Source organism: Bradyrhizobium sp. Ec3.3, from assembly GCF_000472925.1.
Lineage (GTDB): Bacteria > Pseudomonadota > Alphaproteobacteria > Rhizobiales > Xanthobacteraceae > Bradyrhizobium.
This window is the reverse complement of the sequence record NZ_AXAS01000043.1, coordinates 11927-26019: the sequence shown is the minus strand read 5'-3', so window position 1 is coordinate 26019 and position 14093 is coordinate 11927. Positions and strand designations below refer to the sequence as shown.

At 63.0% G+C, this 14093-nt stretch carries 12 protein-coding genes; 10 read left to right on the top strand and 2 right to left on the bottom strand.

Annotated elements, in window-relative coordinates; translation table 11 throughout:
- Positions 1–22: 22 nt before the first annotated feature.
- The gene (locus YUU_RS0131645) at positions 23–796 is read right to left on the bottom strand and encodes a 3-ketoacyl-ACP reductase (RefSeq protein ID WP_027525958.1); all 774 of its coding nucleotides are present in this window, start codon (positions 794–796) and stop codon (positions 23–25) included.
- 165 nt (positions 797–961) lie between these two features.
- On the opposite strand from YUU_RS0131645, the gene YUU_RS0131640 reads away from it, so the two are divergent.
- The 10 genes from YUU_RS0131640 (at position 962) to YUU_RS52395 (ending at position 13170) form a co-directional block, all read left to right on the top strand.
- On the top strand, positions 962–2029 hold the full coding sequence (locus YUU_RS0131640) for a LacI family DNA-binding transcriptional regulator (protein ID WP_245288155.1): 1068 nt from the start codon (positions 962–964) through the stop codon (positions 2027–2029).
- Positions 2030–2034: 5 nt separating this feature from the next.
- Positions 2035–3030 (top strand): Gfo/Idh/MocA family protein, encoded by a 996-nt coding sequence (locus YUU_RS0131635; protein ID WP_035663925.1) that lies wholly within the window; start codon positions 2035–2037, stop codon positions 3028–3030.
- A 7-nt stretch (positions 3031–3037) separates the two neighbouring features.
- A complete protein-coding gene (locus YUU_RS0131630) occupies positions 3038–4627 on the top strand; it encodes an acyl CoA:acetate/3-ketoacid CoA transferase (RefSeq protein ID WP_027525955.1) in 1590 nt (529 codons plus the stop codon).
- Positions 4624–5397, top strand: a complete 774-nt coding sequence (locus YUU_RS0131625) for an enoyl-CoA hydratase/isomerase family protein (protein ID WP_027525954.1) — start codon at positions 4624–4626, stop codon at positions 5395–5397. The genes YUU_RS0131630 and YUU_RS0131625 overlap by 4 nt, the downstream gene beginning before the upstream one ends.
- 151 nt (positions 5398–5548) lie before the next feature.
- Positions 5549–6814, top strand: coding sequence for an ABC transporter substrate-binding protein (locus YUU_RS0131620; RefSeq protein ID WP_027525953.1), 1266 nt, complete (start codon positions 5549–5551; stop codon positions 6812–6814).
- Positions 6815–6956: 142 nt separating this feature from the next.
- Positions 6957–7904: a carbohydrate ABC transporter permease gene (locus YUU_RS0131615; protein WP_051389998.1), complete on the top strand. Its 948-nt coding sequence runs from the start codon at positions 6957–6959 to the stop codon at positions 7902–7904.
- A complete protein-coding gene (locus YUU_RS0131610; RefSeq protein WP_027525951.1) occupies positions 7901–8848 on the top strand; it encodes a carbohydrate ABC transporter permease in 948 nt (315 codons plus the stop codon). The genes YUU_RS0131615 and YUU_RS0131610 overlap by 4 nt, the downstream gene beginning before the upstream one ends.
- A 4-nt stretch (positions 8849–8852) precedes the next feature.
- Positions 8853–9965, top strand: a complete 1113-nt coding sequence (locus tag YUU_RS0131605) for an ABC transporter ATP-binding protein (protein WP_027525950.1) — start codon at positions 8853–8855, stop codon at positions 9963–9965.
- 20 nt (positions 9966–9985) lie between these two features.
- Complete coding sequence (locus YUU_RS0131600) at positions 9986–11503, top strand: FAD-dependent oxidoreductase (protein WP_035663892.1); 1518 nt, start codon at positions 9986–9988, stop codon at positions 11501–11503.
- Positions 11500–13170 (top strand): GMC family oxidoreductase, encoded by a 1671-nt coding sequence (locus YUU_RS52395; RefSeq protein WP_051389993.1) that lies wholly within the window; start codon positions 11500–11502, stop codon positions 13168–13170. The genes YUU_RS0131600 and YUU_RS52395 overlap by 4 nt, the downstream gene beginning before the upstream one ends.
- On the opposite strand, the gene YUU_RS0131590 is transcribed toward YUU_RS52395, so the two are convergent.
- A complete protein-coding gene (locus YUU_RS0131590; protein WP_371260527.1) occupies positions 13156–14052 on the bottom strand; it encodes a transcriptional regulator GcvA in 897 nt (298 codons plus the stop codon). The two genes, YUU_RS52395 and YUU_RS0131590, sit on opposite strands and share 15 nt — an antisense overlap.
- Positions 14053–14093: the final 41 nt, after the last annotated feature.

Below are 14093 nucleotides of genomic sequence, written 5' to 3'. Positions count from 1 at the left end.
GCGAGGGGCCTTGCTTTCGCCGTCAGAGCTTCCGCAGCGCCAGACCGCCATCGACGTGGATGACGTCTCCCGTCGAATAGCCGAGTTGGCCTGTCGCCAGGGTGGCAACGGCTTTTCCGATATCCTCCGGCTCTCCCCAGCGCTTGATGGGCGTGAGGCCCTCGCCAATGAGCCGGTCGTACTTGTCCTTCGCGACGGCAGTCATTTGCGTTCGGATGATCCCTGGCCGAAGCTCGTAGGACCCGATGCCGTGATCGGCGAGCCGGATAGCGAAAAGCCGGGCCATCATGGACAGTCCCGTCTTGGAGACGCAGTACTCGCCGCGGTCAGTCGAGGCGAATTCGGCATTGATCGACGAAATCGTAATGATGCTGCGAAAGTGCTGTGATTGCGCGCCGATCATTCGCCGTGCGACCTCCTGGGTCAGGAAGAGGGGACCGCGCAGGTTGATCCTCATGACGCGGTCATAGCTCTCCTGCGTCATCTTCAAGAGATCATCGCGGACGGTCACGGAAACACCGGCATTGTTGACGAGGCATTCGATGCCGCCAAAGGCATTCCAGGCTTCGTCCACGAATTGATGGTGCTGCTCGACCTGCGAAATATCGAGGCTGATGGCCTTTGCATCCCCGCCTATTTCGCGGATGGCTGCTACCGTCTCGTCAACATCTTCCGAGCCGGGAAGATCATTCACGATGATCGAGAAGCCGGCTCTCGATAGCGCGAGCGCGATTGCGCGGCCGATGCCGCGCCCCGCTCCCGTCACCAGGGCGCCAGGTCGTCGCTGATCGTTCATATCGGTTTCCCTCCATGCGCTCGAGCCCAAGCAAACGGGCATCTCCTGAATTTGGAACGTTCTATAATATGAAGGTTCTGGCGTTCGAGGCCATTTTTCCGCATTTGCCGCATTTTTGAGGTCTTGTGTCTTGGTTGGAATAGGAGTATTGGAACGTTCCAAAAGATGCGGAGGTTCGCAGAGGGCATGGCGCGTGCGGGGCGTAAATCTCGTGCAGTGACGATCCTCGACATTGCCAAGTCGGCGGGCGTGTCGAAGTCGACGGTGTCGCTCGTGCTCAAGAGAAGTCCTCTCGTCAGAGAGGAGACGCGCCAGCGCGTGGCGGGGGCGATGGACGCTCTCGGCTATGTCTACAACCGCGGTGCCGCGAGCTTGCGCCGCGCGAGGGCCGACATCGTCGGAATGGTCATCAATGATCTGTCGAACCCGTTTTTCGCGGAGCTTGCCATTGGCATCGAGCGCGCCCTGCAAAACTCCGGCTTTGTTCCATTCATCGCCAATACCGCCGAGAGCGTCGTCCGGCAGGCCGAGGTGGTCCGCTCGATGCGGGAGCATGGCGCCGCCGGCCTGATCCTTTGTCCGGCGCTCGACACCGACGTGGCGGAAATCTCGCGGCTCGAGGCGCGTCTGCCCATCGTGCTTGCGATCCGGCGGATCATCGGAACCCGAGCCTCGCTGGTGGTTTCCGACAATCTGGCCGGTGCAGCGCGGGCGACCGAGCATCTGATCGAGCTCGGCCATCGCGATATCGCCTTCGTCGGCGGCGTTGGCCGGATGGTCGTTTTCCAGGACCGTGTCGCCGGGTTTGCGCGCGCTATGGAGCAGGCGCGACTTGTCGTCGAGCCCGCACGGATCATCGAGAGCATGCCGACGAAGGATGGCGGCTTCGATGCCATGAAGCGCCTGCTGTCGTCGGAAAGGCGACCAACGGCAGTGGTTTGCTTCAACGACGTCGTGGCCATCGGCGCGATGCTGGCGATCGCACGACAGGGGCTGACCGTCGGGCGGGATGTTGCCATCGTCGGTTTCGATGATACCGCCGAGGCCCGTCATGTCTCTCCCGCTCTGACCACCGTGTCGGTTGACGCCGGCAGTCTCGGAGAACGCGCCGCGCAGATGCTGCTGAGGCAGATCAACGAGGGCGAGCGTCGTCTCGAGAGTTACGTGGGCGAAGCGCGGTTGGTCGTTCGGGAGAGTTGTGGGGCGACATTCAAACGGAGGATCGCATCTTGAGTGGCCTGCGTTGGGGATTGATCGGTGCAAGTACGATCGCGCGCGAGTGGATGATCGGGTCCATCCGTGGAGCGGGCGGCGAGGTGGTGGCTGTGATGAGCAGCGATCCGGAGCGCGCGCAGCGATTTGCCGGCGAGAACGGGATCGCGACTGCAACAACAGACCTCGACGCGTTGCTCGGAAGCGGTATCGATGCGGTCTACATCTCGACAACGAACGAGCATCATTGTTCGCAAACGCTGGCCGCAGCTGCGGCCGGCAAGCACGTGCTGTGCGAGAAGCCGCTCGCATTGAACCTGGCGGATGCAAGGCGAATGGTCGCGGCCTGCAAGGCGGCAGGGGTGCAAATGGGGACGAACCACCATTTGCGCAACGCGGCCACCCATCGCGCAATGCATGCTGCGATCAAGGCGGGCCACATCGGCAAGCCCCTGTTCGCCCGCGTGTTTCATGCGGTCTATCTTCCGCCGCACCTGCAGGGCTGGCGGATCGAGCGGCCTCAGGCGGGTGGCGGCGTGGTGCTCGACATCACCGTTCATGACGCCGACACCATGCGTTTCGTGCTCGACGACGATCCTGTCGCCGTAACCGCGATGACGTCGCGGGCCGGCATGGGCCAGGCAGGGCTCGAAGACGGCGTCATGGGGGTTGTCCGCTTCGAAAGCGGGCTGATTGCCCAGTTCCACGACGCCTTCACGACCAGATACGCGGTGACCGGCTTCGAGGTCCATGGCGAAGACGGATCGCTGATCGGGACCGACTGCATGACCCAGCAGCCCAAAGGCGAGGTTCTGCTGCGGAGCAAGGACGGCGAGAAGCCGCTCTCGATTGCGCACGAGGATCTCTATCTGCGGGCGGTGCGCTTGTTCGGCGATGCTGTTGCCGGTCGTGGGGCACCGTCGGCTACGGGCGAGGACGGAATCAAGTCGTTGAGCGTCGCGTTGTCGACGCGCGAAGCGGCGCAAACGGGGCACGAGACGCCCATCGATCTGACGACCTGAGGCGGATATGGCACGAACGAAGGTCTTGAGTGCTTCGGAGGCGGCCCATCTGATACCCGACGGCGCCGTCGTGACGGTCTCTTCGTCGTCCGGGCTGGGCTGCCCGGATGTCGTGCTCGCCGCCATCGGCGCAAGATTTGATGCGGAAGGCCACCCGCGCAACCTGACGACGCTGCATCCGATCGCTGCCGGCGACATGTGGGGTGTCAAGGGCATCGATCACATCGCAAAGCCTGGATGCCTCAGGAAGGTCCTGGCCGGCTCTTATCCATCCGGCCCTTCTTCCGCCGCTCCCCCTGCGATCTGGGAGATGATCTCGGGGGACACCATTCCCGCCTACAATGTGCCGTCGGGAATCCTGTTCGACATGCATCGTGAAGCCGCCGCGAAGCGCCCGGGTGTGCTGACCAAGGTCGGCATGGACACCTTCGTCGACCCGATGCGTGAAGGCTGTGCGATGAACGGCAAGGCTGCTGCCGAGCCGATCGTCAGTCGCGTGAACTTCGCCGGCGAGGACTGGCTGTTCTTCCCGAGCATCGTTCCGCAGGTCGCGATTATTCGCGCTACCACCGCGGACGAGCGCGGCAACCTCTCCTATGAGCACGAGGGCGGCATTCTCGGGCCGCTCGATCAGGCGCTGAGCGTGCGCAACAATGGCGGCCTCGTGATCGCGCAGGTCAAGCGCCTCGCGGCTGCCGGCACCTTGCGTCCTCATGACGTCGTCGTGCCCGGCGTGCTCGTCGACGCGATCGTCGTGGCCCCGGACCAGCTCCAGACCACGAACACACCGTATGAGCCCGCGATTTCCGGTGAGATCTTTCGACCAATCGCCTCGTTCGAGACGCCAAAATTCGACGTCGGCAAAGCCATTGCGCGTCGCGTCGCGATGGAGCTTCGCGACGGCGACGCCGTCAACATCGGATTCGGCATTTCGGCCAACGTCCCGCGTATTCTGATCGAGGAAGGCCGGCACGGTGCGGTCACCTGGGTGATCGAGCAGGGCGCCATCGGCGGCGTTCCGCTGCTCGATTTCCAGTTCGGCTGCGCCGCCAATGCCGAGGCCATCGTTCAGTCGCCGCATCAATTCACCTATTTCCAGGGCGGTGGCTTCGACATGTCGCTGCTCTCGTTTCTGCAGATCGACCGCTCGGGCTCGGTCAACGTTTCGAAGCTCGGCCTCCGTCCCCATGTGACGGCCGGGGCTGGCGGCTTTGTCGACATCACGGCGCGAGCCAAGCGCATCGTGTTCTCCGGTTACTTCACCGCGGGCGCAGGCCTCGAGATCGCCGACGGCTCATTGCGGATTGCCAGGGAAGGCAAGGTCAGGAAACTCGTCAACGAGGTCGAGCAGGTGTCCTTCTCGGGAAGGCGGGCGGTCGCGCAGGGGCAGGAGATCGTCTACGTCACCGAACGCTGCGTCCTGAGGCTCGAGCCCGAGGGCGTCACCGTCGTCGAGATCGCGCCCGGTGTTGACTTGCAGCGCGACGTGCTTGCACAATCCGAATTCCCATTGCGAGTGGCGGGCAATCTCAAGTTGATGCCGGCCGTGCTGTTCCGCCCCGAACCGATTGGCCTCGAATTGCGGAGGGCAGCTTGAGCCCGTTTGTCGAATTGACCTTCCAGGGATCGATCGCCCGTCTCGGCCTCAAGCGCCCCGACAAGCTCAATGCGCTCGATCGCGACATGGTCGAGGCGCTCGGTGAGGCGGCGCGGGCCATCGAGGCCTCGCGCGAGACCCGCGTGGCGATCCTGTTCGGCGAAGGCAAGGCATTTTGCGCCGGCGGCGATATTGCGGCCTGGGGCGGCTTGCCGGCGCTCGACATGTGGCGCGATTGGACGCGTGCGGGCCATCGCGCGTTCGAGGCGCTGGCGCGCCTGCGCGTGCCGCTCATTGCGGCGCTCACCGGCCACGCATTCGGCGGCGGACTGGAGCTCGCCGCGGTGGCGGACGTGCGCATCGCCGAGCGCGGCATCAAGCTCGGACTTCCGGAGACGGGATTGGGCATGGCGCCGGGCTGGTCGGGAACGCAGCGCCTGGTTCGCCGCTTCGGCGCCTCCGTGGTGCGCCGCATGGCGCTCACGGGCCGGCTGTTCACCGCCGAAGAAGGCTGCGAGCTCGGGCTCGTCGACGAGGTAACCGACGGCGGCCAGGCACTGACCCGCGCCGAAAGCCTGGCGTCCGACGTTGCCGCGCGCGGTCCGCTCGCCGTGCAGATCGTCAAGGCCATGATCAATGCGGCCGAAGGGGAGGACAGTGACGCCCCCATCGAAGGGCTTGCCGGCGCGCTCACCGCCACGACCGATGATCTCGCCGAGGGTGTTGCTGCCTTCAAAGGCAAGCGCGCCCCTCGTTTTGTTGGACACTAGGAAAGGAGCGTTGAAGGCGGGCCGCTTCGAGTGGGTTCGGCGGCAACCGCGGACGACAACGATAATGAAATTCAAGAGCCGAACAGGCCTCTCGAAACGGTGCCGGACCGCTTCCGGCAGGAAACGACCAAAAAAGGGAAGGGACACGCGCATGAAGTTCCGCGCATTTCTGATCTCGACGGCTTTGACTGCCGTCACCATCAGCTATGGGACGCTGGGGCACGCGGCGGACATCAAGGAAGTGCAGATGCTGCATTGGTGGACGTCGGGTGGCGAAGCGGCTGCGCTCGACGTCATCAAGCAGGCCGTCGCCAAGCAGGGATATGCCTGGAAGGACGTGCCGGTCGCCGGCGGCGGTGGGGGTGCGGCGATGACCACGCTGAAGGCCAATGTCGCCGCGGGTAATCCGCCGACGGCATCGCAGATCCTCGGCTACTACGCGCTGGAGTACGCCGAACAGGGCTCGCTCGCCGACATTTCGTCGCTTGCGGACAAGGACGGCTGGGACAAGGTCGTACCCGTCGCACTGCAGAAGTTTGCCAAGACCAACGGCAAGTGGGGGGCCGTTCCGATCAACATTCATTCCGTCAACTGGATCTGGCTAAATAAGGCCGTGATGGAGAAGATCGGCGGTACGGAGCCGAAGAACTTCGACGAGTTTGTCGCGCTGCTCGACAAGGCAAAGAAGGGCGGCGTTATTCCGCTCGCGCTCGGCGGTCAGCCCTGGCAGGAAGCGACGATGTTCGATTCGATCGTCGCCTCGACCGGCGGCACCGAGTTCTACAAGAAAGCTTTCGTGGACCTCGACGAGGGCGCGCTCAAGTCCGACACGATGAAGAAGGCGTTCGACAACCTCGCCAAGCTGCGTGACTATGTCGACCCAAACTACACCGGACGCGATTGGAATCTCGCGACCGCCATGGTGATCAAGGGTGACGCGCTCGTGCAGGTGATGGGCGACTGGGCCAAGGGCGAGTTCGCGGCAGCGCACAAAGAGGCTGGGAAGGACTACCTTTGCTACCGCTTCCCGGGCACGGACGGGTCAGTGTTCTACAACTCCGACATGTTCGCCTTCTTCAAGGTGCCGGCGGATCGCCAGGCGGCGCAGCTTGCACTCGCGCAGGTGACGATGAACCCCGACGTCCAGTCGGCGTTCAACGTCATCAAGGGCTCCGTCCCGGCGAGAACGGACGTTTCCGACGCTGCCTTCGACATCTGCGGCAAAAAGGGCATCGCCGACGTCAAGACGGCCAACGCAAAGGGAACGTTCTTCGGCTCGCTCGCCCAGAACTACGCTCAGCCGCCGGCCATCGCCACGGCGTACTACGATGTCGTGACGAAGTTCATGCACGGCGGGATCAAGACGTCGGATATCGCTGTGACAGAGCTGGTGAAGGCAATCAACGCCGCCAAGTAGTGGCTCGACGGCTCCTCTCCTGTTTGCGCTGCTCTGTAAACGGGAGAGGCTATCGAAATCGAAGTCATTGCTACGCCTGCCTCGCCCTCCAGGGCTCGTCGCGGCGACGGAGCGTGGCTTTCGGAGGATCATCATGACCGCGATGACCGAACGCGAGGCGGCAACCGCAATGGCCCGGCGGAAGCTCGGCCCGTCTTTACGCGGGTGGTTCCAGGACTGGCTGCCACGGCTTGTGCTGGCGCCGTCATTCCTGCTCGTGCTGGTCTTCGTCTACGGCTTCAATCTCTGGACCCTGTTTCTGTCGTTCACGAGTTCGAAGGCGTTTCCGACCACAAACCTCGTCGGCTTTACCAACTACGTGAGGCTGTGGAACTGGACCTTCGAGACCGATCCGCCGTCGAACTGGTACACCGCGCTCGTCAACATGGGGCTGTTCGGCGGCCTCTACATCTTCTTCTGCCTTTTCCTCGGCTTGCTGCTGGCGATCCTGCTTGATCAGAAGATTCGCGGCGAAGGCATTTTGCGGCCGATCTATCTCTATCCGTTGGCGCTGTCATTCATCGTGACGGGCACAGCCTGGAAGCTGTTTCTCGATCCGCGCATCGGGCTCGAAAACGCCTTGCACGAGTGGGGATGGACCAGCTTCCATTTCGATTGGGTCGTCGATCCGCAGATGATGATCTATTGCGTCGCGATCGCCGGCATCTGGCAGAGTTCGGGCTTCGTCATGGCGATGTTTCTCGCCGGGCTTCGCGGTGTCGACGGCGAAATCCTCAAGGCGGCACAGATCGACGGCGCCTCGACCTACCAGACCTACCGCCGCATCGTCATTCCGATCATACGCCCGGTCTTCTTCTCGGCGCTGATCGTGCTGGCCCACATGGCGATCAAGTCCTATGACCTCGTGCTGTCGGTGACCGGCAAGAACCCTGGCGGGGCGGCGGAGCTGCCGTCGACGTTCATGTACTCCTATACGTTCACCCGCAACCAGATGGCGGTTGGATCGGCCAGCGCAGTGATCATGCTGATGACGATCGCGGCGATCATGGTTCCCTACATCTACTCCGAAACCAGGGAGCAGAGCCGATGAGCGCCGCCGACCTGGTCACGTCAACGCCGTCGCGCCGCGGTCCGGGCCACTCTCGGACGACACGGATCGTCATCTATGGCCTGTTGTTTCTGTTCGCGCTCGTCTATCTCGTGCCGCTCCTGGTCATGGTGATGACGTCGCTCAAGCCGCTGGATGAGGTCACCGGCGGCAACATGTTCGCTCTCCCGCGGCACCTGACATTCGCGCCATGGTCCATGGCGTGGGGCGAGGCGCGCATCGGCGTGTCGGAGACGCGCGGGATCAGCGGCTATTTCTTCAACTCGGTGAAGATGGTCGTTCCGGCAGTGCTCATCTCGACTTTGCTCGGTGCATTGAACGGCTACGTCCTGACCAAGTGGAGCTTTCCCGGCCACAAGCTCGTGTTCGGGATGATGCTGTTTGCCTGCTTCATCCCTTTCCAGTCGGTCATCATTCCGATGGCCGTGATCCTCGGTATGCTCGGCCGCATCGGAGTCAACCTCGCTGACTTGACCGGCTGGTCGTTCGGTCTCGGCAACGCGACGGTCAATCTGGTGATCGTGCACGTCATCTATGGACTGGGATTCACGACCCTGTTTTTCCGCAACTATTACGCGGCGTTTCCGTCCGAGCTCATCAAGGCCGCCATGATCGACGGTGCGAGCTTCTTCCAGATCTTCCGCCGCATACTGCTGCCGAACTCCACGCCGATCATCATCGTCACCGTGATCTATCAGTTCACGAATATCTGGAACGATTTCCTGTTCGGTTCGACCTTTGCGGCCGGCGATACCGCGCCGATGACGGTCGCGCTCAACAATCTCGTCAACACCTCGACGGGTGTGGTCGAATACAACGTCAACATGGCGGCCGCGATCATTGCCGCCGCGCCGACGCTGCTCGTCTATGTCATTGCCGGTCGATATTTTGTCCGCGGCCTGATGGCTGGCGCCGTAAAGGGATGATGAGATGGCCACGCTCGAGATCAACTCGCTTCGCAAGCGCTTCGGGACGATCGAGGTTCTGAAGGGGATCGATATCACGCTCGAGAAGGGCGGCTTTCTGGTGCTGGTCGGTCCGTCCGGCTGCGGCAAGTCGACCCTGCTCAACACCATTGCGGGCCTGGAGGGGATCTCTTCGGGCGAGATCCGCATCGGCGGCGCTGTCGTCAATGATCTGCACCCGTCGAAGCGGGACATCGCAATGGTGTTCCAGTCTTATGCGCTCTACCCGAACATGTCGGTCGCCGAGAACATCGGGTTCGGCATGGAGATGCGGGGTGTTCCGAGAGCGGAGCGCGACCAGGCGGTCGCTTCGGTCGCAAAGACCTTGCAGATCGAACATCTCTTGTCGCGCCGGCCGAGCCAGCTCTCCGGCGGACAAAGACAGCGGGTCGCCATGGGACGGGCGCTCGTCAGACGACCCAGTGTCTTTCTGTTCGACGAGCCGTTGTCGAACCTCGATGCCAAGCTGCGTGTCGACATGCGGGTAGAGATCAAGCGTCTGCACCAGACGACCGGCACGACGATCGTTTATGTCACGCACGATCAGATCGAGGCCATGACGCTGGCGACAAAGATCGCCGTACTGAAGAATGGCGAACTGCAGCAGGTGGGAAGTCCGAGCGAGATCTATAATCGTCCCGCCAACATGTTCGTCGCGGACTTCATGGGATCACCGGCGATGAACCTGCTCGAGGGCACGGTCGTGCAGGCAGATGGCCAGCAGCGGATCGCGCTCGCGCGCAAGGATGGGTCATCGATCATGTTGCCAGTGCCGGCGAGTGCCGATCCTGCCGGGTTGAAGGACGGTGCCAAGGTGATCTTCGGCATTCGTCCCGAGGCCGTGAACGATGACGAGAGCATGGACCGCAACGCCAGATCGGTTATCCGGTTCGATGCGAGCGTGGAGATCATCGAGCCCGCTGGATCGGACACCTATGTCGTCATCCGGGTCGCGGGCAAGGAGGTGACCGCCCGCATGCGCGCCGATGCTGACGTCCGGCTCGGACAACCGCACACCTTCGCGTTCAATCTCGACAAGGCGGTGCTGTTCGACCCAGCGACCACGCGCCGCATCTGATCGAGCGCTGCGAGAGCTGCATGAAGATCACGGAGACAGCCGATGTCCTCGTCATCGGATCGGGCATGGGCGGTGCGACCTTTGCCGCGGGCCTGGCGCCTACAGGCGCAAGGATCGTGATCCTCGAGCGCGGCCAGCGTTTGCGCGACTGTGAGGCTGCGCGGGATGCGAGGGCGATCTTTCAGCGCGGGGTGTTCCGGCCGCAGGAGTCCTGGCTCGATGGGACAGGGAAGGCCTTCAACCCCGGCAATTACTACTATGTCGGCGGCAATACTAAGCTTTACGGGGCGGTGCTGATCCGCTACCGCGCGGAGGACTTCGCGCCTGTCGCGCACCGCGACGGAACGACGCCGGGCTGGCCGTTCAGCTATGGCGAACTGGAGCCGTGGTATACCCGCGCGGAGCAGCTCTACAACGTGCGCGGCGCGCTCGGCGACGATTCCTCGGAGCCTTTTCACTCCCTGCCTTATCCGTTCGGCCCGGTGCCGGATGAGCCGGCGATCGCCGCGGTACGACAGCGGCTCAAGAAGACCGGGCTCAACCCGTTTTCACTGCCCCTCGGCATCGACATCGAGACATGGCTCAAGCGCGCCAGGACGCCCTGGGATGCATTCCCGGACGCCGGGCACGGCAAGATGGATGCCGAGTCCTGCGGGCTTGCCTGTGCGCTCGCTCACGACAATGTCGAACTGCGTGAAGATGCACAGGTCGAGCGGCTTGTCGCCGAGCCGGACGGCAAACGCATTGCCGGCGTCGAGGTCATCCAGGCTGGTGAGCGGAGGATGATCTGTGCCGAGATCGTTGTGCTCGCGGCGGGAGCCGTCAATTCGGCCGCGCTGCTGCTGCGCTCGTCACAGGCCGGCATTGCGAACCGTTCCGATGCAGTTGGCCGTTATTTCATGAACCACAATTCCTCGGCCGTGCTGGCGATCGACCCGCGTGTCGTCAACGACTCGATCTACCAGAAGACGATCGGCATCAACGATTTCTATCTCGATGATGGGCACGGCGGACCGCCGCTCGGCAACGTCCAGTTGCTTGGACGTGTCACAGCGCCGATTCTGAAAGCCAGCATGCCGCTCGCACCGGAATTGGCGCTTGGGCTCATGAGCCGGCATGCGGTCGACTGGTACGCGATGAGCGAGGATCTGCCGAGCGCCGAGAGCCGTGTGACGGTCGACGGTGCGAACATCCGGCTCGATTGGCAGCGTTCGAACTGGACGACCCATCTGGCGCTTGTGGCGGCATTGAAGGAACGGTTGCGTGCTGCGGGCTATCCGATCGTGCTGTCAAAGGCGTTCGACCGACGCACGCCCTCGCATCAGTGCGGGACGGTGCGCATCGGCCTCGATCCCGCGACATCACCGCTCGATCCGTTCTGCCGCGCCTTTGATCACCTCAATCTGTTCGTTGTCGATGCGTCGTTCCTGCCGACGTCGGCGGCGGTGAACCCGTCACTGACGATCGCCGCCCAGGCGTTGCGCGTCGCGGATCATGTCGCGAGGACCGATCTTCGAACTCATGGGGACATGAGATGACGGCTTACGATTACATCATCGTCGGCGCCGGCTCCGCCGGCTGCGTGCTCGCGAGCCGCCTGAGCGTCGATGCGTCGATCAGGGTGCTCCTGCTCGAGGCCGGCGGCAGCGACAACAACCCGCTGTTCAGCATGCCGGCGGGTTTTGCCAAGATGACCAAGGGCATCGCCTCCTGGGGATACTCGACGGTGCCCCAGCGCCACCTGAGCGGTCGGGTGCTGCGCTATACCCAGGCGAAGGTGCTCGGGGGTGGCTCCAGCATCAACGCGCAGGTCTACACCCGTGGAAATGTCCGCGACTATGATGGCTGGGCGGCGGATGGTGCGACAGGTTGGGGCTACGCGGATGTCTTGCCTTACTTCAAGCGCGCCGAAGACAACCAGCGCTTCGTCGACGCCTACCATGCGCGCGGTGGTCCGCTGGGCGTCTCGGTGCCCGTCAACCCTTTGCCGATCAGCGAAGCTTTTCTGCGAGCCGGGCAGGAATACGGAATGCCCTACAATCCTGATTTCAACGGTGCGCGGCAGGAGGGCGTTGGGCACTATCAGGTGACGGTGCGGGATGCGCGGCGCTGCTCGACCGCCACCGCCTATCTGAAGCCGATCCGCGGCCGACCGAACCTCACCGTCCTGACCGGCGCCTACAGCACGCGGATCGTGGTCGAGAACGGGCGTGCTGTCGGAATCGAGTCGGTGCGCGGAGGGGAGCGGGAGATCGTTCGGGCCGAGCGGGAGATCATCCTTGCGTCCGGCGCCATCGGATCGCCTCGTCTTCTGCTGCTATCGGGGATCGGTCCGGCCGATCATCTGAATTCAGTCGGTGTCAGGCCGATCCACGATTTGCCTGGTGTGGGCGAGAATCTTCAGGACCATCTCGACCTCTATGCGATTGCGGAGTGCAAGGGCGACTTTACCTACGACAGCTATGCGAAGCTGCACCGCACGATCTGGGCGGGGCTGGAATATCTGCTGTTCAAGCGTGGACCGGTCGCGTCCACCCTGTTTGAGACCGGGGGCTTCTGGTACGCCGACCCGGCGGCAAGAGCGCTGGAATGGCCGGACGTGCAATTCCATCTCGGGCTCGGCTCGGGAATCGAGGCGGGCGTGGAGAAGCTCAAGCATGCAGGCGTCACGCTCAATTCGGCATTCCTGCGGCCCACCTCGCGTGGCACCGTGCGGCTCGCAAGCGGCGATCCTTCCGCGATGCCTATGATTGATCCGAACTACTGGTCTGATGCGCGTGATCGCTCGGCAGCAATCGAGGGGCTGAAGATGGCCCGCGAGATTCTCCGGCAACCCGCGCTCGAGCCGTTTGTCATGGTCGAGCGAATGCCTGGCATCGCGGCAACGAGCGAAGATGCTCTCGCCGACTACGCATTCAGGTCCTGCAAAACCGACCACCATCCCGTGGGTACCTGCCGGATGGGTGTCGACCAGCTAGCGGTGGTCGATCCGTCGCTGAGACTTCGTGGACTCGATGGCCTGCGGATTTGCGACGCTTCCGTGATGCCGCGCATCACCTCATCCAACACGAACGCGCCGACCATCATGATCGCGGAAAAAGCGGCAGATCTGATTCTCGGGAAGACGGCGCCCTCTGCACCACACTTGGCGAACACAGAAGATGAGACGACCTTGATCGCGGCCGCCCATTCAGGGCTTGTTTGAGCGTGCCTCAGCTATGAGCCAGTCGCGGAACGCCTTCACGTTGGGCCGTTGCAAGGCACGCGGCGGACAGACGACGTAGTAGGCGAAGCCTGCCGGCAGACTCAGGTCGAACGGCCGCACCAACCGGCCTGCTGCAAGGTCATCCCCGACCAGGGCGCTGCGGCCAAGCACGACTCCCTCGCCCCGAATTGCGGCTTGGATCGCGTGGTCGGACGACAGAAACCTCGGGCCTCGATGCGGATCGACATTGTCGATTCCGCCACTATGCAGCCAGATGGCCCAGTCGACGGTGAAGACGTCATGGAGGAGTGTGTGACGAGCGAGGTCGGCCGGGCTGCGCAACGGACACCGGCCTTTGAGCAGTTTCGGGCTGCAGACCGGAAAATGATCTTCCTTCATCAACAGTTCGGTTGTCAGACCCGGATATTGGCCGCCGCCACAGCGAATGGCGATGTCGATTCCGTCGGTGACAAAATCAGCGAGCCGTTCCGACGTCGCCACTCGCACGTCGATATCGCCGTGGATCTGCCGGAAACGAAACATCCTGGGCATGAGCCATCTGGCAGCGAATGAGTCGATAGTGCTGACGCTGACTATTCCAGAGGATTTTCCGGCGGCGGCCGAGGTCGCCGACGCGAGGTGCTCCAGGGCGCTGCGAATTTCGGCTGCATAGGATGCGCCAATTGGGGTGAGCCGCACCGAGCGGGTCGCCCGTATCATCAGTTGCACGCCAAGATGATCCTCGAGATTGCGGACTGCTCGACTCACGGCCCCGTGGGTAACGCGCAACTCGTCGGCCGCTCTGGAAAAACTCAGGTGGCGCGCCGCGGCCTCAAAACTCGGCAGCGCATTGAGGGGCGGAAGGGGGCGCGGCATGGTCACGGCCAATTTGTGAGAAATCATCACATATTGAAGCCGATTTA